The sequence below is a fragment of the Desulfocurvibacter africanus subsp. africanus DSM 2603 genome (genome assembly GCF_000422545.1).
Classification (GTDB): Bacteria; Desulfobacterota; Desulfovibrionia; order Desulfovibrionales; family Desulfovibrionaceae; genus Desulfocurvibacter; species Desulfocurvibacter africanus.
In genome coordinates this window covers 71,353-94,471 of the sequence record NZ_KE383873.1, presented here as the reverse complement: position 1 = coordinate 94,471, position 23,119 = coordinate 71,353, and the positions used below count along the sequence as shown (strand labels likewise).

Annotated in this window: 17 protein-coding genes; 3 read left to right on the top strand and 14 right to left on the bottom strand. The window is 61.3% G+C overall.

The genetic code is table 11. From position 1 onward, the window contains the following. Positions 1–40 precede the first annotated feature (40 nt). The 9 genes from H585_RS0118140 to queD all read right to left on the bottom strand — a co-directional run bounded on the left by H585_RS0118140 (position 41) and on the right by queD (position 9,066). A complete protein-coding gene (locus tag H585_RS0118140; protein WP_014260430.1) occupies positions 41–1,711 on the bottom strand; it encodes a flagellar hook protein FlgE in 1,671 nt (556 codons plus the stop codon). Between the two features lie 39 nt (positions 1,712–1,750). Beyond that, positions 1,751–2,461, bottom strand: a complete 711-nt coding sequence (locus H585_RS0118135) for a flagellar hook assembly protein FlgD (RefSeq protein ID WP_027368863.1) — start codon at positions 2,459–2,461, stop codon at positions 1,751–1,753. A 30-nt stretch (positions 2,462–2,491) separates the two neighbouring features. Next, complete coding sequence (locus tag H585_RS0118130) at positions 2,492–4,108, bottom strand: flagellar hook-length control protein FliK (protein ID WP_027368862.1); 1,617 nt, start codon at positions 4,106–4,108, stop codon at positions 2,492–2,494. A gap of 142 nt (positions 4,109–4,250) precedes the next feature. Continuing rightward, positions 4,251–5,684, bottom strand: a complete 1,434-nt coding sequence (locus H585_RS0118125) for a glycosyltransferase family 9 protein (RefSeq protein WP_027368861.1) — start codon at positions 5,682–5,684, stop codon at positions 4,251–4,253. Continuing rightward, positions 5,677–7,368, bottom strand: coding sequence for a CgeB family protein (locus H585_RS0118120; protein ID WP_027368860.1), 1,692 nt, complete (start codon positions 7,366–7,368; stop codon positions 5,677–5,679). Before H585_RS0118120 ends, H585_RS0118125 begins: the two co-directional genes overlap by 8 nt. A gap of 21 nt (positions 7,369–7,389) precedes the next feature. Continuing rightward, on the bottom strand, positions 7,390–7,731 hold the full coding sequence (locus H585_RS0118115) for an STAS domain-containing protein (protein ID WP_027368859.1): 342 nt from the start codon (positions 7,729–7,731) through the stop codon (positions 7,390–7,392). Next, positions 7,713–8,141, bottom strand: a complete 429-nt coding sequence (locus H585_RS0118110) for an ATP-binding protein (protein WP_027368858.1) — start codon at positions 8,139–8,141, stop codon at positions 7,713–7,715. The genes H585_RS0118115 and H585_RS0118110 overlap by 19 nt, the downstream gene beginning before the upstream one ends. 43 nt (positions 8,142–8,184) lie before the next feature. Next, the gene (gene dtd / locus H585_RS0118105; protein ID WP_027368857.1) at positions 8,185–8,664 is read right to left on the bottom strand and encodes a D-aminoacyl-tRNA deacylase; all 480 of its coding nucleotides are present in this window, start codon (positions 8,662–8,664) and stop codon (positions 8,185–8,187) included. Between the two features lie 6 nt (positions 8,665–8,670). Further along, complete coding sequence (gene queD, locus H585_RS0118100) at positions 8,671–9,066, bottom strand: 6-carboxytetrahydropterin synthase QueD (RefSeq protein ID WP_027368856.1); 396 nt, start codon at positions 9,064–9,066, stop codon at positions 8,671–8,673. A 255-nt stretch (positions 9,067–9,321) separates the two neighbouring features. Here queD and H585_RS0118095 point away from each other — a divergent pair, with 255 nt between their 5' ends. Continuing rightward, positions 9,322–9,615: a hypothetical protein gene (locus tag H585_RS0118095; RefSeq protein ID WP_014260421.1), complete on the top strand. Its 294-nt coding sequence runs from the start codon at positions 9,322–9,324 to the stop codon at positions 9,613–9,615. Between the two features lie 294 nt (positions 9,616–9,909). On the opposite strand, the gene dnaE is transcribed toward H585_RS0118095, so the two are convergent. The 5 genes from dnaE to surE all read right to left on the bottom strand — a co-directional run bounded on the left by dnaE (position 9,910) and on the right by surE (position 18,562). Then, a complete protein-coding gene (gene dnaE / locus H585_RS0118085; protein WP_027368855.1) occupies positions 9,910–13,374 on the bottom strand; it encodes a DNA polymerase III subunit alpha in 3,465 nt (1,154 codons plus the stop codon). Between the two features lie 317 nt (positions 13,375–13,691). Then, positions 13,692–15,293, bottom strand: a complete 1,602-nt coding sequence (locus H585_RS0118080) for a PAS domain S-box protein (protein WP_027368854.1) — start codon at positions 15,291–15,293, stop codon at positions 13,692–13,694. Between the two features lie 409 nt (positions 15,294–15,702). Continuing rightward, entirely contained in the window at positions 15,703–16,695 is a 993-nt protein-coding gene (gap, locus tag H585_RS0118075; RefSeq protein ID WP_014260418.1) for a type I glyceraldehyde-3-phosphate dehydrogenase, read from the bottom strand. Positions 16,696–16,804: 109 nt separating this feature from the next. Next, complete coding sequence (gene fba, locus H585_RS0118070) at positions 16,805–17,734, bottom strand: class II fructose-1,6-bisphosphate aldolase (RefSeq protein ID WP_005989585.1); 930 nt, start codon at positions 17,732–17,734, stop codon at positions 16,805–16,807. Positions 17,735–17,803: 69 nt separating this feature from the next. Continuing rightward, the gene (surE, locus tag H585_RS0118065; protein ID WP_027368853.1) at positions 17,804–18,562 is read right to left on the bottom strand and encodes a 5'/3'-nucleotidase SurE; all 759 of its coding nucleotides are present in this window, start codon (positions 18,560–18,562) and stop codon (positions 17,804–17,806) included. A gap of 410 nt (positions 18,563–18,972) precedes the next feature. On the opposite strand from surE, the gene H585_RS0118060 reads away from it, so the two are divergent. Continuing rightward, entirely contained in the window at positions 18,973–20,790 is a 1,818-nt protein-coding gene (locus tag H585_RS0118060) for a multicopper oxidase family protein (protein ID WP_051183206.1), read from the top strand. A gap of 972 nt (positions 20,791–21,762) precedes the next feature. Then, positions 21,763–23,025 (top strand): cytochrome-c peroxidase, encoded by a 1,263-nt coding sequence (locus H585_RS21740; RefSeq protein ID WP_051183204.1) that lies wholly within the window; start codon positions 21,763–21,765, stop codon positions 23,023–23,025. Positions 23,026–23,119: the final 94 nt, after the last annotated feature.

Below are 23,119 nucleotides of genomic sequence, written 5' to 3'. Positions count from 1 at the left end.
TTCACGGGCGCGGCCTTTTTTGCCGCTTACGGATTCAGGTCTATCGCTTGAGGTTGATGACCTCGCCAAGCAGCGTGTCAACGGTGGTGATGACCTTGCCGTTGGCCTGGAAACCGCGCTGAGTGGTGATCATCTGCACGAACTCGTCGGCCATGTCCACGTTGGACTGCTCGATGGAGTTGGAGGCGATGGAGCCTTTGCCGCCTCGGTTAGCCTGGTTGGTGATGGCCCCGCCCGAGTCCCTCGTGTCCATGAACAGGTTGCCGCCCTCGCGCCGCAGGCCCCAGGGATTGTTGAAGTCGGCCAGGGTGATGGCGAACAGCTCCAGGATCTGGCCGTTGGAGTAGCGGCCGCTCAAGATGCCGTCGCTGTCCACGGCCACGCCCAACAGCAGTCCGGCGGCATAGCCGTCCTGAGCCTGGAAGAGCGTGGACGAGCCCTTCTCGGCGTACGACGTGGTGGCTGTGGCCTGCAGCTCGCTGCCCTGGAACTTGGGCAGGCCGGCGATGTCAGTGCCTGTGGGATTCACCAAGCCCGTATTAAAGGTAGTGGACATGGTTTGTGCGTCAGTTACCGCACTCCAGCCGGTGGCGCTCAGGTTGCCGTTGCGCAGGCCAAGGTTGAGCTCAATGAGCGATGGGTTCAGTGCGTCGGTAGCGCTGGCGTTCTCCTCGCCCAGGAAGTTGGCCGTAAAAGTCGGATAGCCACTCTGGGAGAAATCGGCCAACTCCCAGTTGGTCAGGTCCTTGAAATCTCCCGGGACCGCGGGATTGAATCCGGCCTGGAGCGTGAAGGCGGTTTGGTTCTCCAATTCGCCCGAGGAGTTGAAGGACAGGGTGCCGATCATGAGCACGCCGGCTGCGCTCGTGTCCCGAGCGTTAGTGAGGACGCCGCCGCCGTTGCTGAAGATGCGGCCGTCTTCGGTGGGCTTCGAGGTGACCATGTACTCCCAGACCTTGCGGCCGCCGGAGTTGCTCAAGGTCACCTGGTCGTAATACACGGTCAGGTCGTGAGCGTTGCCGTTGGCGTCGAAGACCTTGACGGTGGCCTGATAGCTGTACTGCGCCTCGGTGAGCGGGGTCTCCTGGGTGCCGTCCCAGACCTCGAACATGGCGAAGAACGGATCGGTCGTGCTCTCGGCCCGGCTCTTTTCACTCGAGTCGAGATTGCTGATGACCGTGACGTTGGTGGTTTCTTGAGGCGGAGATTGGAAATTGTTCAGGCGGATGTCCGTGGGGGTGCCCACGATGCGTACCGTGTTGGTATTGGTCGTGACGCCGGACACGGCTGCCGTCGGGTCGGAGCGCTCCGCGCGCCAGCCCTGGAGCACCAGCCCGTTCGGATCCACCAGGTAGCCGTCCTTGTCGAAACGGAAGTTCCCGGCGCGGGTGTAGTAGCTCGTGTCCTCGTTCTTCTTCTTGACGATGAAGAAGCCCTTGCCGCCGATTGCCAGGTCCGTGGCCTCGCCGGTAGTCTCGAAACCGCCCTGGGTATAGTCCGCGTAGATGGCGCCGATGCTCACGCCGCGGCCCACCTGGCCGATGCCGGCAGCCGTGGGGATGTCCTGGCTGATGACATCCTGGAAGAACATGCGCGCACCCTTGAAACCAATGGTGCTCACGTTGGCGATGTTGTTGCCGATGACACCCATCTTGTCGCCGTGGGCTTTAAGTCCGGTGACGCCGGAAAACATGGAAGCTGACAGGCCCATAGGTCTCCTCCTTGATGATAAAATTTATCCCGGTCGCCTTTATGCGTCCGAGTCGTCGGTATTGTTGGAATCGCCGTCGCCGACGATTTCCTTGACATTGAAGAAGCTCACGGTCCGTCCATCGCTAAGACGCAGCATGGGAATGCCGCTCTCGCCGCTCACTCCGCTGACCGTTCCGCTGACCTCGGTGTAGACCATAACCGATTCGCCTTTGGCGTTCTCGGCGGCGATGGCCATGGTGTAGGTGCCGTCGGACAATTTCGCGCCGTTGAAGTCAGTGCCGTCCCACTGGAATTCGTAGGAGCCGGCCTGGCGCGCACCGACCTTCTCCGTATCCACGAGCGCTCCGTAGGAGTCGTAGACATTGACGTACATATCCGACACCGGCTCCTCCAGTTCGTAGAAGGCCTTGGTGATGGAAGTCCCTTCCTTGCTGACCGTATTACCGAATGCTCGGATGTCCTTGCCGATGAAGCTCACCGCGCCCAGCATGTCCTGACGGCCCGCGCTGGAGTTGAGGCCCTCGATGCCCTCGTTGATCTTGTTCAACTGCTCAAGGCTCGAGAACTGGGCCAACTGGGCGGTGAAGTCCTTGTCTTCCATGGGGTTCAGCGGATCCTGGTGCTGGAGCTGAGCCATCAGGAGGTTGAGGAAGGTCGATTGGTCCAAGGCGCCGCTTTTTGACTTGGGCGTGCTCGCGTACGGATCGATGGCCGACGAGGAACCCGTGATATTGGTCAGCATACTCATGGCAAACCACTCCCTGGTTTTGCTCTTTCGTTAAGCGAAAATATCCACTGAATCGCTGCTCACGCCCCTGCCCATCCCTGCGGTCACGGGGGCTTGAGTCGTTATTCCATTTTCTGCGGTCTGCCCGCGCAGGGAGGACAGGCGCTGCATCCGGGCTCGCTCCTGGCGCTCCTGCAAGAAATTATGGCCCTCCGCGCCCGACCAGGCGTTGAACCCGTGCTGGTTGGACAGGCCGGTCTGCACCTCCAGACTGGAGACCTTGAAGCCTTGTTGCTCAAGAGTCTGCTTGAGCTGGGCCAGCTGGTCGCTCAAGGCCTTGGCCGCTTCAGGAGAGTCGGCGCGAATCACGGCCGAGAGCTCCTTATCGCGGACCTGCAGCATGACCTGCAGCGAACCAAGTTCCTCGGGAGTCAGATTGATGGTCAGTTGCTGCCCGCCGTTTCCCAGGTTCTGCAGAATGCCGCTGTTCACCTGCTGAAAGAGTTGCGCCTGGGACGGCACACTCTGGGTCGGACTCGTGGGAACCTGAAAATTGGTCTTGACCTGCGCCCCCGCATCGGCGACCGCGCTCGTTAGCGGTTGCGTCTTGGGCAGGGTCAGCTTGTCCTGGGCTCTGTTTCCCAGGTCCTTGAGATGCTCATCCCTGGCCTTGTCGCCGATCGAGTCGTCCGTCTTTTCGCCCGCCTTATCCGCATGCTTTTCGCCGAGTCCCTGGGCATGCTTGGTCTTCATGTCGTTCTTGCTGGCGTTCAGGAGCTTGTCACCGGCATCCTGGCCCATGCGGTCGGCATTGGCCTCGCCAGAGGCCTTGGTTCGGGCCTGCTGCAGCACGTCGCCCACGAGCTTCTGCATGGCATCCATGCGCTGGATATAGTCGAGGCCGTCCGTGGATTCGTTCTGCATCACGGTGAGAATACCGCGCAGACTTTCGGGCGAAGCGAGCATGCGGCCGTTGGCGCCCGTGCCCTGGTTCAGATAGCCCCGCAGGGATTCCTTGCCACGGGCGTTCAATCCCAAGGCGTCACCCAAGGCCTTGAGTTCGGCGGGCCGCAGACTGAGAGTCTTGTCGGCCGGCAGGCTCTCGAGCTGACGCTTGAGGGCCTCCAGCACCTGCCGCGAGTTGCCCGCGTCAAGGCTCTTGACCAGGCTTTCGGCCTCGGCCCCGGAAAAGCCGGCTTTCTGGAACAGGCTCTGCAGCGCGTTGACATTCTCAAGGCCGATAGCACCGCTATTGCCCAGTCGCGCCTTGCGAGCCAGTTCCGAAAGATCGCGCTGGAACTCGCGCCAAGTCACACCTTCGGAGACGCGCTGCTCCAGGCGGTCCAGATCGGATTCCGCATACCCTTGCGCGCGCAACTCCTCGCGCACGGTGGAATATTCTTCCTTGCCCACCTTGCGATCTGCCACAGCGCGGCCTGCGGGCGAATCAGCCTCGGCCCGGAGCCGCTCTTCGCTGTTGGCCCTGGCATGCCGATCAGCCTGGACGTTCAAGGACGAATCGGAAGTGGTGGTTGGATTATTGGAGGCGACATGCTGGCTCAGAAGCCCAGCAAAGGCCGAAGCGGCCTCGCTGCCCGAACTCAAGGACCAGTCCGAGCTCGTGGTTCCGGCTTCGCGTCCATATCCATCGCAGGGAAGAATTTGCATCGTTGGAACTCCTTGACCAGCATAGGATCAAAAGCCGTTCCAAGTTGCTGCACCTAATGAATACAAGGAGTTGTAAAGAAACGATTACAAAAGAGGAGGTAGTTTTTTCCCTGCCGCGGATGGAAACGGCAGGTAGGAAGGATTAGGAGTCTGCCAGGAAGATGCTCAAGACTTCCAGCATCTCCAGGGACTCGCGCTTGGCGCGGAGGCTGTAGTCGGCGTTCTGCAGAAAGAGATGCAGCCAACTCGACAAGGGTCGCGCCATGGGCGGTACGGCCCTCCAGAAATTATGGTCCAGGGTGACGGCCTTGCCGGCCAGGCTGCGGCGCAACTCGCGACCGAAACGCGGCAATACGCCACGCAAGGCCATGGACAGCTTGGGCTGGGACTGCAGCAATGCCCGTGCATCCTTGGCGGGCCGATCCTGGCCCCACAGGCCTGCGCGCCAGCCGAAAAAAGCCGACCACAGACGGCTGACCAGTTCGCGAGCCTCGGGCGCGGCTCTTATGACGGGCCGCAAGGTGTAAAGCCCAGCGTCATCACGCGCGGTAAGCAGCAACCGCCCACCCGGCAAACGCAGCCGCTCCAAGTCGCCCGGCCTGTCCTTTGTAAGCAGCGAAGCAAGCAATGCCACACGGGGGGGGGCGAATGTCTCGTGGCAGGGCAAGCCGTCGCCCTGCTTGTCCAGGCTGTTTCTGCCGCACTCCCAGCAACCCACGCAACTTTTCGCCGTGCGCAGCACATAGTGCCCAGGCTGGTAAGGTCCGGTCTCCCAGGGATTGACCGGCCCCATGGAGAGGTTGAGCACCTTTGCGCCGGTCCAGGCCGCCAGGTGCATGGGACCCGTGTCCGGGGTGATCATGAGCTGCATGGTCTGGCACACGGCGGCAAGCTCGCCCAAGCCAAGGCGACCGGCCTGGTTGAGCACGCGGCATCGGGCGCGACGCTGGATCTCGGCGGCAAGCTCGCGCTCTCCGGGACCGCCGAAGAGCACCGGCCGAAAGCCTCTGCCGTGCAACTCGTCGGACAATGCGGCCCAGAAACCCGGGCCGGGCCGCTTGGCCCGCTCGCTGGCGCCCACGAACAAGCCCACGGCTCGCGCATTCTGGCTCAAAGTGCGTGGAAGAGGCCAGCGCGTGGCGCGCAGTTCGTCCAAGGGCACGATGTCCAGGGCGTTCAGGTCGGCCCAATGCAAACGGTTGTGCCGGTTGCAGTGTGTGAGTGCGGCTCGGTAAAGCTGGAAGAACCCATTGATGTAGTGCGCCCCGTCCGGCGCGGCCACGGTCCCGAATGTCGCCTCGGCTTGCACGCGTCCAGCCAAATCAGCGGCTTCGGGCCGATGGGAGAGGTTCAGGCAAAGCAGGAAGCGCTCCTTGAGCAGTCGCCCGGTGCCCTCCCAGGGGAAGTACGTCACGGCCGGACTCACGGACATCAGCGCCTCGTAGAACACGCGCTCGGCCACGATCCACACGGGATGCCCCGGATAACGCCGCGTCAACCACAGCACGAGGGGAAAAGTCAGGATGGTGTCCCCCATGCGCTGCATCTGCAGGATGAGGATGGGAAGCTTAGCCATACAGGCGTTGCATGGCGCGCATGAGCTTAGTAAGGCGCAAATCGTAGCCGTGGTCGCGCAGCACGCGCTCGCGGCCAGCGCGGGCAACGCGCTCCCGCGCGGCCGGGTTGTCCAGGTAGAAGCGGACGAGTTCGGGGATCTCCTCCGGATCGCGGTAGCAGATGGCTTCGCGGCCCAGCTCGAAAAGATCCTCCATCTGTTCGCGGTAATCCGAAAGCACGAAACCGCCGCAGGCGGGAACATCGAACACGCGCTGGTTCACCGCGCCCTTCATCTGCTTGCTCGTGCAGTTGAAGTTTATGTCGCTGAGCGGATAGAAGCCGGGCAAGTCCGAGTAATAGCTGAGTTCATGGTGCCAGCGCCAAGGTTCGCTACGGCCCTTGAGGGCTGTTTTCCATAGCCTGTCGCCGACAATGAGGGGCTCGAAAGGCAAAATCTTTTCCACGCAGGACAGGCGGTAGCGCCGGGTGGCTTCCCAGGTCAGCAGGGCCTCGTAGGCCAGGCGCTGCTCCAGGCTCGGCAGGGCCTCATATAGGGTAAAAAGATCCGGATACCCTGCGGCCAGGAAGTCGCGCACCGAACGCGCCTCGCTCGCGGCAAAGGCCCGAGCCACCTCGCGATAGGCCAGAATAAGCGGCCGCGGAGCCTTGGCGCCCTTTAGCCGGTGGCCGACCTTGGAGAGCATGGAGTTGCCCACGAAGGATATGCGCGCCCGCCAGGGATGATGGGCCGGCTGGTACGTCGGTCGACGGAAGCGCTCCAGGTCCACGCCCAGCGGCAGGTATTCCACATTGGCGAAGCCCTGGGCCTTGAGCGAGGGAACGTTGTCGCGGTCCCAGGCAAAGATTGTCGTGAGTTGACTGTCCAGGCGCTTGTACAGCGAAAGGACGAGGTGCGGGTTGTCGACGAACCAGGAGGCCAGCGGCAGCTCCAGGCGGGCTAGCAGCTCTATGAGCACGCCCTCGCGGTCCACGCCCAAATGGTTGATCGTCAGCACGAAGTCGGGCTTAAACTCCACCACGGCCGAAAGGAGCATCTCCACGAATTCGGTGCTGCCCCGCTCCTTGTCGCCGATATCTAAGAAGCGGTGCGGCACGCCCAAGCGCTTGCAGGCGGCTTCCATCTCGCCCATGAGGAAATAACGGCTGGACAGGAGCAGGAGCCTGGGAGGCCAGGACGTGAACTTCGGATAGCGCGCGCGGGACCAGAAATCGAAGCTGCGGCTCGCGCGGCAGCTCTCGCGCAGAGCCAGATAATAGCTTGGGCGCAGGCGCAGATAAACCGGGTGCACGATGGGCATGAGCGGCGCCCCACCGTTGGCCTCCTGCCAACGGGTCAGCTCCCGCAGGGCCTGTTCGGCGCTGGAGGCGTCTATCCAGGTAACGCCTGGGGCCAAACCGAAACGCTCGCGCGCGCCGCTCAGGTCCTGAATGGCCTTCTCGCAGTCCACCACGGCCACGGGACCGCAGCCGCTGCCCAGCAGCAGGGCCAAGGCATTGCCCATGCCCGCGCCGATGACCACGGGCAAGCCGCGGTTGGAGGCCAGGAATTCACGCGCCGGCCGCAACTCTGTTTCGGCCCCGGATCGGCCCAGCAATCGCCAGGTCTTGCCGTCGACGCTCAACAGAATGTCGCCGTCGCCCGATGGCGTGGCCCGATATGTGGTATTTTGCTTATCGTGCACTGGGAAATATGGGCAAGTTTCTCACAGGGACAGAATCCTGGCCAAGTCCCCTTCATTGGCCGCCACCGGGAAGATGGCGTCGAGCTGCACCAGCCGCAGGGTCTTGCGCACCTGGACGCTCGGGGAGAGCAGCGCAAAGCGTTTACCAGCCTCGTCGCAGCGCGACTTGAGCACGATGAGGAAACCTATGCCGGAGCTGTCGATGAAGGTGACTTTGGAAAGATCCATGACCACGGCCCGGCCCTGGCCCTCTACGACCTGACGGCCGCGATTTTTGAGTTCCTGGGCGTTATCCATGGTGATTTCGCCCGCGAAGCGGATCACCCTCGCTTCGCCTATGGTATCTACGCGGAATTCTTCCATGCTGAACTTCCGATGTTTTTGCGTATGACGACTTGATTTTTGCCTTCTGCGCTGCCGTATTCCAGCGCGTCCGCGAGTTTGCGCAGGATGAACAGCCCGCGGCCGCTCTCGGCGGATGCTCCCGGATTTTCGAAGCGCACGCGCTCCCAATCCAGGCCCCGCCCCCAATCGGCCACGCGCAATTCCACGAATCCCTCGGGCTCCAAACGCACCGCAATCTCCACATCCCCTAGGCGCCCATCGGGATAGGCGTGCATGACCACGTTGAAACAGGCCTCGCACAAGGCTAGATCGATATCGTGCAACAGCTCCTCGTCGAGAAGATACTGCCGCAACAGAAAGACAGCCGTCTTGGATAGCTTGCGCGCCTGATGCGGCGCGGCCATTGTCCGCAGGAAGTACTCTTCCATCTCAAATCCCGACCGACCGACCCGCTATGGAAGGGGCGGTCTGCTACGAGAGTTCCGAGGAGTCCAGCCAGATGGTCACCGGGCCCCAGTTGACCAGCTCAACCTCCATGTCGCCGCCAAAGACGCCTCGCGCCACCCGGCCGGGCAAAGCAGATTCAAAATCCGAGCCAAGGCGTTCGAACAAAGCCTCGGCCACGGCGGACGGAGCGGCGTCGGTGAACGACGGCCGCCGGCCTCGCCGGCAGTCGGCATACAGCGTGAATTGCGAGACCACGAGCATTTCCCCGCCGGCCTCACGCAGACTCAGGTTGAGTTTGCCGACCTCGTCCGCGAAAACCCGCAGATCCAGCACTTTTTCGATCATGCGTTTCCAGACCGGCGATTCGGGCAAATCCCAGCCGTCCTCGCGGCCGAAACCGGCCAGCAATACGAATCCCTGATTTATGGAGCCGCTCACGCGCCAGCCGGCCGGCTCGCGCACACGCACAGTGGCATGCCGAACTCGCTGCAGGAGAAAGCGCATGGCCGCCTATTTTTCGCCAGGCTCGAAATATGTTGCGGACTGACTGGATTTCTCGGCCACCGTGACCTCGACCAGGCTCACTGCGTAGCCGCCCAGGCGACCTTCGATCTCACGAAACAGAAAGCGGGCCAGGTGCTCGGAAGAGGGATTCTCGCCGGCAAAGGCCTCCAGGTCGTTCAGGTGCTTGTGGTCGAGCAGTCCCACGCATTCACGGGTGATGTCCTTGAGCACCTTGAAATCCAGCAGCATGCCCGTGCGCTCGTCAGTGCGATCGCCCTCGATGCTCACTTCGACCCCGAAATTATGGCCGTGCAGGGCCTCGCACTTGCCTTGGTAATGACGCAGCTGGTGAGAGGCCGAAAATTCCTCGCGCACGGTCAGCCGCCATCTGCCTGTACCCATCCCCTCTCCATCGATTTACCTTGCCTGCGGCAGGAAGTCCGCCGCTTGACGTTTGTCGCTTTGCATACCACCGCTCATGGCGTCCCACAACTACTTGGATCCCGCCGGGTCCGGCCGAAGACATCATGGCATAGGACCTGCGAACAAAAGCCCGCCGAAGCTTTACTTTTATTACGCATATCCTTAGAAAAAGCGCGTTTCCTTTCTATGACAACAGATAAGCAGACTCCGGCGTCAGCTCGCCAATGGATGTATATGCCCCCGAGAACTTACGATACGATCATCGACTTCGACGACGTTCGTCTTAGACACCTGATCGAGAGCGGCCGGCGCATGCTCAAGGTCAACGACACGCTCATGTGCGCCAGCCTGGGCAAGGAACACACGATTTTTGGCAAAGATAAAGCCGGCGAGGCCCTGGAAGTAGCCCTGGTCAATCTCTGCTATGCTGTGGTCTCGGGGGATTGGAAGCTGGTGGGTATTGCCGTGGCCGCGCTGGAGTTGGCCATTCCCTGCGGAAAAAACGATCCACCCGACCTGGAGGAATAAGCCCAATAAACCTCTTTAGGAAACAAGACGGATGCCTTGCACCCGACGACCATCCATATGCGATGGCCTTGAAGGCCATGGCGATATGTTTGGGGCTCGGAGGATCTTCTGGTATAATAATTAGTTGTTGGCGAGAATTCCAAGAGAGTCCAGGTTTACAGCAGACCAAAAATTACGAAACAAACCCAATCGCCCGCAAGCCCTTGAACATGAGAAGCTGAGCGAGGATCGCGGGTGCCTGCGCGCCCTTAATTCCGCCAATAAACCGAGGGGACCAGGAGCGCGCTGACCTGCTCAAGCCGTGCGCCACCCCTCGATCTCCTTCCAGAAATCCACCGTGGGCGCCACGGTGTAGCGCGGCCCCAAGCGAAGGCGGCAGCAGCCCTCGGGCAAGGTCAATTCAAACTGTACCGGCGCTCGGCCCGGATAACGAGCCAGAATGGCCTTGAGCGTGTCCATGCGACCGGAATCGAAAGCCGTCCTGGGCAGGTACAGCTCCACCGGATCCTCGCCAACCGAGACCACGCCAGACAGCAGACAGATATCTTCGGCCAGCAGCTTGGCCCGCTTAGACGAAGCTTCTCCGTCGTCACCGTCACCGCCTTCGATTTCGCTGATCTTGGCCGTTACGAGTAGCGGCTGGTCCCCTTCCATATGCGGCTTGGCCTTCTGGTAGACCTCGGGGAACATGACCAGCTCAGTTGCGCCGGTCAGGTCCTCGGCTTGGCAGAAGGCCATTTTGTCGCCGCGCTTGGTGATATGCTCCTTGACGCCCGTGATGAGCAGCGCGACCTTGACCTGCATGCCCTCGCCCATCTCGGCGCAGTCCTCCAGGCTCGAACAGCGCAGGCGGCGCAGCTCGTGGCGGAAGGCCAGCAGCGGATGGCTGGACAAGTAGAAGCCCAGGGCTTCCTTTTCGTTGCGCAGCTTCTCGTCGTCTGGCCACTCATCCAGGGACTGCTCCGGGCAGGCCACGCCCAGGCCGGGCAAGGCAGCCTCGCGTTCGTTGGTGCCCATGAGCCCGAGCATGGAGATCTGGCCGGACTCGCGCTCCTTCTGCTTCTTCTGGGCCAGGCCGACGGCGCGGTCCAGGCCGGCGATAAGCGCCGCGCGCGTGGCCCCAAAGCCGTCCACCGCCCCGGCCTTGATGAGGCTTTCCAGCACGCGCTTGGTGACCTTGCGCAGATTGGCCCGGCAGCACAGGTCCAGCAGGCTTCGGAACGGGCCATCGGCCTCGCGTGCGGCCACGATGTCCTTGATGGCCTCGTCGCCCACGTTCTTGACCCCGCCCAGACCGTAGCGGATGCGGCCTTGCTCCACCGTGAACTGACGCAGGCTGGCGTTCACGTCCGGCGGCAGGACCTTGATTTCCATATCCCGGCAGGAGTTGATGTACTTGAGGATCTTGTCCTGGTTCTCGATTTCCGAGGTCATGATGGCGGCCATGAACTCGTGCTTGTGGTGCACCTTGAGATAGGCCGTGTGATAGGAGATGAGCGCATAGGCCGCGCTGTGCGACTTGTTGAAGCCGTACTCGGCGAACTTCTCCATGAGGTCGAAGACCTCGTTGGCCGTGGCGTCGGCGATCTTTTTCTCTCGCGCGCCAGACAGGAAGCGCTCGCGCTGCTTGGCCATCTCCTCAGGGTTCTTCTTGCCCATGGCCCGGCGCAGCAGATCCGCCTGGCCAAGAGTATAGCCCGCCATGATCTGGGCCACGGACATGACCTGTTCCTGATAGACGATGACGCCGTAGGTGGGCTTCAGCACCTCGCTCAGGCTCTCGTGCGGGAAGGTCACGGCCACTTCGCCGTGCTTGCGCTTTATGAATTCGTCGACCATGCCCGAACCCAGCGGACCGGGACGGTACAGGGCGAGCATGGCGATGATGTCCTCGAAGCAGGACGGCTTGAGCATCTGCAAGTACTTGCGCATGCCCGAGGATTCGACCTGGAAGATGCCGTCGGTGTCGCCGCGCGAATAGAGCTTGTACGTCTCCAGGTCGTCCAGGGGCAGGACGTCCAGGTCCGGCGGGGTCAGACCCTGGAGACGAATGTTGTCCAGGGTATCGTGGATGACGGTCATGGTGCGCAGGCCCAGGAAGTCGAACTTGACCAGCCCGACCTTCTCGACCTTTTTCATATCGTACTGCGTGACCACGCCGCCCTTCTTGTCTCGGTACAGCGGCAGGTAGTCCGACATGGGGCCGGGACTGATGACGACGCCCGCGGCGTGCGTGGAGCAGTGCCGACACAGCCCTTCCAGGCGAATGGACACGTCCAGGCATTTGCGCACCTGCGGATCGAGATCGTACAGGTTGCGCAGCTCCTGCTCGCTGTCCAAGGCCTTGCCGATGGTCATCTTGAGATCTTCGGGGATGAGCTTGGCGATGCGGTTGGTCTCCGCGAAGCTCATGCCCAGAGCCCGGCCCACGTCCTTGACCGCGGCCTTGGCCTTCATGGTGCCGAAGGTCGTGATCTGGGCCACGTTGTCCTCGCCATAGTGGCGGGTCACGTAGTCGATGACCTCGTGGCGTCTGCGCTCGCAGAAGTCCACGTCGATATCCGGCATGGAGATGCGCTCCACGTTCAGGAAGCGCTCGAACAGCAGGTTGTAGGGGATGGGGTCGAGGTTGGTGATCTTGAGCGCCCAGGCCACGATGGAGCCGGCGGCCGAGCCGCGGCCTGGTCCCACGGGGATGGCGTTGCGCTTGGCCCAGTTGATGAAATCCTGCACGATGAGAAAGTAGCCTGGGAACTGCATCTTGCAGATGACGTCCAGCTCGTACTCAAAGCGCTTCCAGTAGGCCTGCTCGTCAACCGTGTAAGGCAGCTTCTCCAAGCGCTCCTTGAGGCCATCGCGGGACAACTTGCGGAACTCGTCCTCCAGGGTCATGCCCGCGGGCAGATCATATTTGGGGAAGTGAAGCTGCTTGAGGTTCAAATCCACGCTGCACATGTCCGCGATCTTGAGCGTGTTCTCAAGGGCCTCCGGGCAGTCCGAGAACTCGCGCGCCATCTCCTGCGGCGGACGGTAGTACAGTTCGCTGGTGCCGAAGCGCATGCGGTCCTTGTCCGCGACCATGGCCGCGGTCTGGATGCACAGGAGGACGTCATGCGCCTCGACGTCCTCGCGCGTCAGATAGTGGCAGTCGTTGGTGGCCACCAGCGGCAATCCCGTGGCATCGGCGCACTTGCGAATCAACTCGTTGGCCCGGAACTGCTCTTCCAGGCCATTGGCCTGCATTTCCAGGTAGAAACGGCCTGGAAATATCTGCGCGTATTCGTTGGCCGTGCGGATGCCCGCGTCCAGCCCCTGGCCCATGAGCACGCGCGGGATCTCGCCCGCCAGGCAGGCCGACAGGGCGATGAGCCCCTCGGCGTGCTCCATGAGCCAAGTCTTGTCCACGCGCGGCTTGTAATGGAAACCGTGCAGACTGGCCTTGGAAACCAGCTTGAGCAAATTGTGGTAGCCCGTGAGGTCCTTGGCCAGCAGCACCAAGTGATGACGCTTGGCGCCGGGGCCCTTCTCCTCCACCCCGCCCTCGCCAGCCACATAAACTTCGCAGCCCAGGATGGGCTTGATGCCGCAATCCTTGGCCTTCATGTAGAAGTCCACCGCACCGTGCATGTTGCCGTGGTCGGTGATGGCCACGGCCGGCGAGCCGAATTCCTTGGTCTTGGCGCACAGATCCTTGATGCGGATCGCGCCGTCCAGCAGGCTGAATTCAGTATGGCAGTGCAGATGGACGAAGTCGGGCATGGTCCTTTGGTCTCCGAGAACGGGCGGGCTGTCTATTCAGGGCAACATGAACTGAAAGCCGAGCATACCCTACTCGGAGCGGGAAGAAAACGCCGGCAAAGCCGCTCCTGACCTTGCATTCCGGAGTAAGCACCTGTCTTGGCTTGAAAAATGCCGATCAGTTTAGTGTATTATTTTCGGCCAAGCGCCCAACTGCGAACAAGGCGGAACCAACGTGGAGGGTCGGCACGGGTTCGGATTAAGGACGGGCCGTTCTTGACCGCAATAGCAAGGAAGAGCGGCATGCAACGATGTCCGGCCTGCGCTGGAGCCAGGAATCAATTCAAGATAGGCGTCCCGCTCTTGGGACTGAAGGCTATGGAGAACGTCGCGCCATCGGCTGCACCGTACTCCAGATTGCCGCCAAGCTGTTGCACGAGCGCGCCCAGGATCTGCATGCCCAGGGTCTTACGACTCTGCAGGTCGAACGTAACCGGCAACCCCACACCGTCATCGCGCACCGCAAGCGTGATCCGGCCGTTCCCGCCGGTCAGGCTGACGCGGATGGCTCCGCTGCGGCCATCGGGAAAGCCGTGCTTGAGCGCATTGGACAGAAGCTCGTTGACGATCAGCCCGCAGGGGATGGCCGTATCGATGGCGACCTGCACGGCAGCTACGTCCAGCGCAAGCCGCACCTTGCCGGGACCATGAACATAAGAATTGAACACATGCTTGGCCAAGCGCGGGATATACACGGAGAGATCGATTCCCCGCAGGTCGGACGACTGATAGAGCGACTCGTGAATGGCCGCCAGGGCGCGGATGCGGTTCTGACCCTCGCGGAAAGCGTTTCTGACCGTTGGGTCCGCCAGGGAATCGCCTTGCAGGCTTAGGAAGGCCGAGACCACCTGCAGGTTGTTCTTTACCCTGTGGTGAATCTCGCGGAGCATGATTTCCTTCTCTTCCAGCGATGCCTTGAGCCGCTGCTCCGCCTGTTTGCGCAGGGTGATGTCCACCATGCTGCCCTCGAAGCGAATGATGCGGCCCACAGCGTCCCTGATGGCGCGCGTGTTTTCCAGGACCCAGATGACGCTCCCGTCCTTGCGGCGCACCTGGGACTCGAAACCGCACGCCTTGTCATCCTGGCCGAAGCTGGCCAGGAAATCCGCCCTGCGTCCGGTGGGCACGTAAAGTTCACAGTCGATGTCGCGCACCGCCGCCACCAGCTCCGCGGGCGAGTCGTAGCCGAGCATGGCGGCCAGGGGCGGGTTGACCTCCTCGAAGCGGCCTTCGATGGTCGAACGATAGATGCCTTCGATAGCCTGCTCGAACAGGGTACGATAGCGCTCCTCGGCCTTGCGCAACTCCTCTTCCGCAGCCTTGCGGGCAGTGATGTCCAGGAAAAGCACCTGCACGAGACGCCTGCCGTCGAGCCCCACCGGACTGGCCGCAACCTCGACCCTGATCTCCCTGCCGTCCTGGCGCACGAAGATCTGCTCATCCAAGGGCACGCTTTGGCCTAATTGCAGGTGCTCGACAACATAGGCATCGACGCGCGAGTGAAAATCAGGATGCACGAAGCTCAGATTGGGCTTGCCCACGATATCGGCTGGTGAAACCTCGCCCAGGAATTCGGCGCAACGGCGGTTGGCATATACGATGCGCGTTCCGTCATGCATGAAGATGCCGACCGGCGCGAAATCGAGCAGGCGGTGAAAGTGCTCCTCCACACTGCGCAACTCCGCTTCGGCCCTGCGCATTGACAGAGCCCGCTTGGCGAACCACGCGCCCGCGGCGACCAGCAAGAGGAAGGCTGGCAGAAGCACGAGGCAGGCTGTCAGACTGTTGGGATAAACGGCTGAGGAGGCTGGCAGCGCAAGGGGTTGGGCTAAGGCCTGCAGGCCGAACGGAGTGCAAAGAAAGGCAATGCACACAGCCATGCATGCTCCGGCCAATATGGTATGTCCGATTAACCTTCGCCGGTCCGCCCTGCAATTGGGCACCTTATCCCTGGGCAGATGGCATGGGCTCTGCGTCGGCATAAATCGGCAACCTTGTTTTCACGGCATTCAATCCCAGTTATTAAATACGCGATCCGAATACACGTTAGGCAACCCTCTGTAAAGCATGCACTCACCAGATGCAGCATGTGCGCATCTATTAGAGCATATTGCTTTTAAGACGCCCGCTCCGGCGTTGACGGCGCAAGTGAATTGCGCCTACGCCGAAGCTAGCGGCAAGCCATGCCGACGCATGGCTTGCAGAGCATTTTCAAAAGCAAATGCTCTAAAAAAGAGGGAGCGAGGACAATGCCCCCGCTCCCTCAAGATATGCCGCGACGCGGCCGGTTTACAGTTTGGAGCCCACGAGCTTGATGGTGCGCAGGAGCTGGTTGTTGAAGCCCATCTCGTTGTCGTACCATACGAGCACCTTGACCAGGGTGCCGCCGTTGACCATGGTGCTCAGGCCGTCCACCACGCCGCCGTGCGTGTCCCCCACGATGTCGCCGGACACGACGTACTCCTCGGTGTAACCCAGGGTTTCGTTGGCCGCGGCTTTGAAGACTTCGTTGACCTGCTCCTTGGAGGTGGACTTCTCCACCACGCACACGAGATCAACCAGCGAGCCGTCCGGGGCCGGGCCACGGATGGCCATGCCGTCGATCTTGCCCTTGAGGTCGGGAAGCACCTCGCTCACGGCCTTGGCCGCGCCCGTGGTGGTGGGCACGAAGTTCAGGGCCGCGGCGCGGCCGCGGCGCGGATCCTTGGGCTGGGCGCTGTCCAGGAGAGCTTGGCTCGTGGTGTAGGCATGCACCGTGGTCATGACCGCCTGCTTGACGGTAAACTTCTCGTGCAGGACCTTAATCGCGGGCGCCAGACAGTTCGTGGTGCACGAGGCATTGGAGATGATGTGGTGCTTGGCCGGGTCGTAGCCCTGGTGGTTCACGTTGTAGACCACGGTCGCGTCCACACCCTTGCCCGGCGCGCTGATGATGACCTTCTTGGCCCCGCAGTCCAGGTGCTTCTGACAGGACTCGCGGTCACGGAACTTGCCCGTGGCCTCGACCACGATGTCCACGCCGAGCTTGCCCCATTGCCACTTGCCGGCCTCGTCACTGGTCATGAGGATTTTCTTGCCGTCAATGACGATGCCATCCTTCTCGGCCTTGACCTCGCCCTTCCAGTTGCCATGCACGGAGTCGTACTTGAAGGTATAAGCGTAGATGGAGGGGTCCTTGCGCGCGTTGAACACGACCAGCTCGACATCCTTATCTTGAACCATGAGCCGAGCCAGGTTCTTGCCGATGCGGCCGAAGCCGTTGAGTCCGATCTTGATTGCCATATGCTTCTCTCCCGAGTGAAAGGTTGCCTGCTATAGCTCCCAGTATAGACCAGCTTCCACATGAGGACACAACCCCGCCGGTCGTCGGCCGGCCGGGAGTTCTCGCTGATCAGGCCTTGCCCGAGCAGCCCAGGACATTGCGCATCTTGCGCTGGACCATCTGCTTGACCGCCTCGCGAGCCGGCTTGAGGTAGGAACGCGGGTCGAAGTCTTCGGGCTTTTCGGCAAAATGCTTGCGGATGATGGCGGTCATGGCCAGGCGGATATCCGTGTCGATGTTGATCTTGCACACGGCCATGGAAGCCGCCTTGCGCAAAAGCTCCTCGGGCACGCCCACGGCGCTGCCTATCTTGCCGCCGTATTTGTTGGCCATGTCCACGAACTCCTGCGGCACGCTGGACGCGCCGTGAAGCACGATGGGATAACCGGGCAGAAGCTTGCCGATCTTTTCCAGCCGCTCGAAGTCCAGGGTCGGGTTGGAGCCCTGCTTGAATTTGTACGCGCCGTGCGAGGTGCCTATGGCAATGGCCAGGGAATCGCAGCCCGTACGCTGCACGAACTCCACGGCCTGGTCCGGGTCGGTGTAGATGGTCTTCTCGGCGCGTACCTCGTCCTCCACGCCAGCCAGCACGCCCAATTCGCCCTCGACCCACACGCCCTTGTCGCGGGCGCACTCGACCACGGCCTTGGTGACCTTTATGTTTTCCTCATAGGGCAGGTGCGAGCCGTCGATCATAACCGAGGTGAAGCCGGCCTCGATGACTTCCTTGCAGATGGTGTAGTCCTGTCCGTGATCCAGATGCAGGGCCACGGGTAGGTCCGTGCGGGCCACGGCGGCTTCCATGAGCTTGATGATATAGTCCTGGCCCGCGTACTTGCGCGCTCCGGCCGAGACCTGCAGGATGAGCGGCGCGCGCTCTTCCTCGCCCGCGGACATGATGCCCTGGATGATTTCCATATTGTTGACGTTGAATGCGCCAACGGCATAGCCGCCGGAATAGGCTTTCTTGAACATTTCGGCTGGGGACACGAGGGGCATGGCTTTCTCCTTGAGTGCTGACGGCACCCTTCCCGTTTCAGGGTGCCGCGCGGCGGAAGTGATATGGATTCAGGACCTTTTCAGGGTCCCCTTCAGGTACTCGAGGGTGTGCTCGCAAGTGAAATCGAAACGCAGAGGCGTGAGCGTAATGTGACCTTCGGTGAGCAGGGCGCGATCAGATGCGGCGTCGAGCTTCTCTGGCGGTATAACACCATCCAGCCAGTAGTACGGCCGTCCGCGAGGGTCATTCCGCTGTTCGTACCAGTCCTCGTAAGGCACGGGTGTCTGGCGGCAGAGTGTGAGCCCCTTGGCTTCGGACAAGGGACAATGCGGGAAATTCAGGTTGAGCACGGTTTTGTCCGGTATGGCGCTCCAATCAAAATCCTGGACGAAACGCGCGGTCCAGGCGGCCTGCTCGCCCGGATCCTGAAGGTGAAAGGTATCCATGGATACGGCCAGGGCCGGATAGCCCATGAGCACGCCCTCCGTGGCCGCCGAAACCGTGCCCGAATAGAGGATATCCACGCCCACGTTGGCTCCGGCGTTTATGCCCGAGACCACCAGGTCGGGCTTGGCCTCCAGCAGCGTGCTGATGCCGAGCTTGACGCAGTCGGCCGGCGTGCCGGAGACGCCCTGGCCCCGGAAGCCGTTCTCCACGAATTCCTTGACCCGCAGGGGCATGGCAAAGGTAATGGCGTGCCCCACAGCGCTCATCTCGGAGATGGGCGCGACGCAGTGCACTTCAAGCCCGGCACGCTTGAGTTCGCGATAGAGCGCGCGCAGGCCCGGAGCCTGGATGCCGTCGTCGTTGGTCAGGAGTATACGCATCGATCCTCTTTGGGCGGTTGCCTTATGATGGAGGATTCCGGCTGCCTGCGCCCGTTGGACGAGACAGCGCCAAACCCATGGTTGCGCCAGCAGAAAACTATATATGAAAATACGATAAGGCTGCAACTCCCAGGCGCGCACCACGAAGCCACGCGGGCCAAATAATTCAGCATAGCCCGATGCCTGGTCCGGTCAAGTCCGGCGCGGGGAGCAATAAATCAATCCAGGGCAACCTGGCGATAGGTTTATGATCCCCTGGTATTTTTTTAATTCCAGCACACACCGGGGAGGATAGAGTCTGGGCACATGTCCCGGCAGAGGCAAGGCAGCGCGGCGGCACTGGCTCGCGCCGCGCCAGGGGGGCTCACCATACAGCCGTGGCGGGCCGAGCGGCCCGTGAGGAGTCGCCCATGTCCTTTCGCAGCATATTCGGCCAAGGTTATGCCGCCCTGTTCCTGGCGATGCTGATTCTGATTGCCGGAACGGTGTCACTCCAGACTATCGACCAGGCTTACGGCCAGGGCAGGGAAAAGCTCGACCCCGACACCTTGACCAAGTACGTGGACGTCCTGCCCAGGCCTGGCGTGCTCCAGCCCAAGGGAAGGCTGCAAGGCAGGCTCTACTATGAGGTCCGCATGACCCAGTTCCAGCAACTCGCGCACCGCGACCTTCCTCCGACCACGCTGTGGGGCTATGCGGGCAGTTGGCCAGGACCGACCATCGAGGCCCGGCCGAACGAGAAGATCCTCGTAACCTGGCTCAACGAGCTGCCCTCCGAGCACCTGCTGCCCGTGGATACGAGCATTCACGGAGCGGAGCCGCCCAGCCCGGCAGTGCGCACCGTGGTCCACCTGCACGGCGGAGACACCCCCGGCCACAGCGACGGGTATCCCGAAGCCTGGTTCACCAAGGACTTCGCCCAGCGCGGCCCGCACTGGGCGCGCAGGCTCTATGCCTATCCCAACCGGCAGGAGCCCACCACCTTGTGGTACCACGACCACACCATCGGCATCACCCGACTCAACGTCTACGCCGGCCTGGCCGGGTTCTACATCATCCGCGACAGCGAACTGGAGAGCCGACTGGGCCTGCCCCGCGGCCGCCACGAGATCCCCTTGCTCATCCAGGACAGGTCCTTCTACGAGGACGGCGGCCTGTACTATCCGCTCACGCCCGAGGACGAGCCAGGCATCACCGCCCCGACTCCGTCCATTTCGCCGGAGTTCTTCGCCGACACGGCCGTGGTCAACGGCAAGGTCTGGCCCTACCTGGAGGTCGAGCCGCGCAAGTACCGCTTCCGAGTGCTCAACGGCTGCAACGCGCGCACGCTCAACCTCATGCTCGTCCGGGCTGACGCGGACAACGAGCCAGATCTGGGGGCGGCCGGCCCGGCCCTGACCCAGGTCGGCTCCGACGGCGGCCTGCTTCCTTCGCCCGTGGACCTCACCCAGGGCGTTGACCCCGCCGACCCCACAGCCAGGCGGCTCCTGCTCATGCCGGCCGAGCGCGCCGACATCGTCATCGACTTCTCGGACTACGCCGGCCAGTCCTTCATCCTGCACAACAACGCCTTCACGCCTTTCCAGGGCCTGGATGTCCAGACCGATCCGGCCAACGACTCCCAGCCCCTGCCCGAGATAATGCTCTTCCGGGTCCGGGCGAGGACTCAGACCGACTCGCCCGACCTGCCGGCCAGGCTGGCCGACGTGCCACGCACGCCCGAGTCGGCGGCACTGATCACGCGTACCTTCACCCTGGAGGAGATCCAGGACCAGTTCGGCCGGTCCCTGACCCTGCTGGACGGCACGCGCTGGTTCGACGTGGTCGTTGACCCACAGCAGCCCCTGGAGCCCGGCCAAGTCCGGGCTATCGAGGTCCGCTCCAGCAGCACCGAGATTTGGCGCATGGTCAACCTGACGGACGACGTGCACCCCATCCATATCCACCAGGGGCAGTTCCAGATCCTGGACAGGCGACCCTTCGACGTCGACCACTACGACGCCACTGGCGAGATCCTATACACGGGGCCAGCCGTGCCGCCCGCCCCCGAGGAGATAGGCTGGAAGGACACCTTCCAGTCCCCGCCCGGCCACGTCACGCGGGTCATCGACCAGTTCGAGGGTCCCTCGGGCCTGTTCGTCTGGCACTGCCATATTCTGGAGCACGAGGATCACGAGATGATGCTGCCCTTCCAGGTTGTGCCTGCCACGGTACAGTCCGCGCCATAAGGCTGCCACGCGCGAAGAGGGTCGCCTGCCAGGGCGGCCCTGTCCTTCCTTACCGACGGTCCGCTCTGCTGGGGATAGCCCTCAATGACGCGTGACCGGCCGTCTCCCAATACAGCCCTGATACAGCCAGCACCGCGCATGCGGCAAAGGGATGCCGAACTCGATGGCACGCCAGGACAGCGTCCGCGAGAACATCGGCCGGCTCCACCATGCCGGGCACGAGCAATGCGCAGACACGGTCGAATACTGCCGTGAGTCCCTGGATCTTCCCTGGCAAGACAAGTTCGATCTTGTGCCTCAGTCCGTGCCCACGCCGGTCATAAATGCCGGGCAGGCCGGGCTTGGCCCGGCAATGCACGACCAATGTAAAGCACTTCCGTCCTGCATCCGTGTCCAACATGCCAGTATGTCAACAGGATACGCCACAGTGCCTTATCAGGTGTTCTATCTATAATTAGTTTAGGCCTAAAAACAAATAGTATTCACCCTCTGAATCAGCACTAAAGTCCTATACAAGATGACTGAGCACCTGATTATAGAGCAAAGCTATTGCTATAAACAAGCAACGATGGATCTTGGAGAAAAGTTAGCATCAAGACTCTAACCAGCTCGATTTCGGCATGACACATATACGCAAAAGGCTAAAAATTACCATTGCGAGAAAAAACATGTACAAAACATATAATACTTGGTTTTCATTTATATCCATTAATGTTTTCCAATTTTACAAATTATTTAATACTCATTTTACAAAACATATCCATTCAACTAGATGTGTCCATACAGACATTGCGGTATGTTTTGTATACATGATTCAATATTTGCACCAATTAAGCTACTTTAACAGAAGCATAACAAGCAAACAAGACACATCCGAGAACTACAAAACAATTTGCCTTGGCATGCAGAGACGGCTTTTTTGGGGGGTTGATATATACACTCGAAACGCACACGCTGAACCGGAGGCTAACAATGACCCGCACTTCAAGAGTTAAACTCGTTGCACTCGCGGCACTCGCGCTCCTGCTGACAGTACCCCACATGGCCTTGGCCAAGCTCAAACTCCCTGACGCCTCGGCCGAGATCGCAAAGTTCACGGGGCTGCAATTCACCCCCACGGAACTGGTCGGCTTGTTCCTGTTCTTCGACACGACCTTATCCGAACCGGCCGGGCAGTCGTGCGCCAGCTGCCATTTCCCCGGCGCGGGGTTCGACGATCCTGATAACGACCTGCCGGTCTCCGAGGGCGTCATCCCCGGGCTGTTCGGCACCAGGAACGCGCCGACAATGCCCTATGTCGCTTTCCTTCCGGATTTCGGTCCAAATCCCAATCCATTTTCCTTGACCGGATTCCAAGGCGGCTTTTTCTGGGATGGCCGCGCCGCGACCGTGGCCGATCAGGCCAAGCAGCCGTTCCTTAATCCCGTGGAGATGAACAACGCAAACAAGGACGAAGTCGTGCTGAAGGTCAGCAAGACCTTCTACGCCGGTCTCTTCGAGGATATCTGGGGCGTCGGCGTCTTCAACAATACCGAGACGGCTTACGACAAAATCGCCGAGTCCATCGCCGCGTTCGAGAAGTGCCAGATGCTCCGGCAGTTCAACTCCAAATACGACCTTTTCCTGGCTGGCAAGGCCAAGCTGGCGCCCCTGGAGGAAGAGGGCCGGCTCCTGTTCACAACCAACTTCTTAAATAACCCCGACCCAGTGAACACTCCTCAGGCCAACTGTACCTTCTGTCACGCCATCCCCAACGACAATAGCGCTCCGCACCTCTTCACCGATAATGACTACCACAACATCGGCGTCCCGCCCTTAACGCCTGCCACGACGCAGGATATCGGGCTGGGTGGACGGACCGATATCGCTCCCCCCGCGGGAGGAAGCTTTAATGGCCTGTTCAAGACGCCGACCCTGCGCAACATCGCACTGTCCGGGCCGTACGGGCATAACGGTTTCTTCACGTCACTCAAGGAGATTGTGCACTTCTACAATACGCGTGACGTACCTGAAGCAGGCTGGCCCGGACCGGACGTCCCCGACCCGATTACCCTGGCGCCGACCTTTTTAATGGGTAATCTCGGCTTGAGCGACAATCAGGAGAATGCCATAGTGGCCTTCCTGGAGACGCTCACGGACCGTGGGCTCAAGAGCCTGGATCGCCTAGCCAAGCATGTGGATAATATGCGCCACCAGGACGAGCAACAGAACAAGGGTAACGGTAAAGGCAAGTAGCAACCTCACTCGGGGAGGGTCGGTTGAATGTGAAGACTTGGGTTCGTTGCATTCCCTACCTCAGGCCTGATCCAATCAATAGAGGGGCCGCCGC

Coding starts and splice junctions, on each gene's coding strand:
- H585_RS0118140 (WP_014260430.1), bottom strand. CDS start 1,711: ATGGGCCTGTCAGCTTCCATGTTTTCCGGCGTCACCGGACTTAAAGCC.
- H585_RS0118135 (WP_027368863.1), bottom strand. CDS start 2,461: ATGAGTATGCTGACCAATATCACGGGTTCCTCGTCGGCCATCGATCCG.
- H585_RS0118130 (WP_027368862.1), bottom strand. CDS start 4,108: ATGCAAATTCTTCCCTGCGATGGATATGGACGCGAAGCCGGAACCACG.
- H585_RS0118125 (WP_027368861.1), bottom strand. CDS start 5,684: ATGGCTAAGCTTCCCATCCTCATCCTGCAGATGCAGCGCATGGGGGAC.
- H585_RS0118115 (WP_027368859.1), bottom strand. CDS start 7,731: ATGGAAGAATTCCGCGTAGATACCATAGGCGAAGCGAGGGTGATCCGC.
- H585_RS0118110 (WP_027368858.1), bottom strand. CDS start 8,141: ATGGAAGAGTACTTCCTGCGGACAATGGCCGCGCCGCATCAGGCGCGC.
- dtd (WP_027368857.1), bottom strand. CDS start 8,664: ATGCGCTTTCTCCTGCAGCGAGTTCGGCATGCCACTGTGCGTGTGCGC.
- queD (WP_027368856.1), bottom strand. CDS start 9,066: ATGGGTACAGGCAGATGGCGGCTGACCGTGCGCGAGGAATTTTCGGCC.
- H585_RS0118095 (WP_014260421.1), top strand. CDS start 9,322: ATGCCCCCGAGAACTTACGATACGATCATCGACTTCGACGACGTTCGT.
- dnaE (WP_027368855.1), bottom strand. CDS start 13,374: ATGCCCGACTTCGTCCATCTGCACTGCCATACTGAATTCAGCCTGCTG.
- H585_RS0118080 (WP_027368854.1), bottom strand. CDS start 15,293: ATGGCTGTGTGCATTGCCTTTCTTTGCACTCCGTTCGGCCTGCAGGCC.
- gap (WP_014260418.1), bottom strand. CDS start 16,695: ATGGCAATCAAGATCGGACTCAACGGCTTCGGCCGCATCGGCAAGAAC.
- fba (WP_005989585.1), bottom strand. CDS start 17,734: ATGCCCCTCGTGTCCCCAGCCGAAATGTTCAAGAAAGCCTATTCCGGC.
- surE (WP_027368853.1), bottom strand. CDS start 18,562: ATGCGTATACTCCTGACCAACGACGACGGCATCCAGGCTCCGGGCCTG.
- H585_RS0118060 (WP_051183206.1), top strand. CDS start 18,973: ATGTCCTTTCGCAGCATATTCGGCCAAGGTTATGCCGCCCTGTTCCTG.
- H585_RS21740 (WP_051183204.1), top strand. CDS start 21,763: ATGACCCGCACTTCAAGAGTTAAACTCGTTGCACTCGCGGCACTCGCG.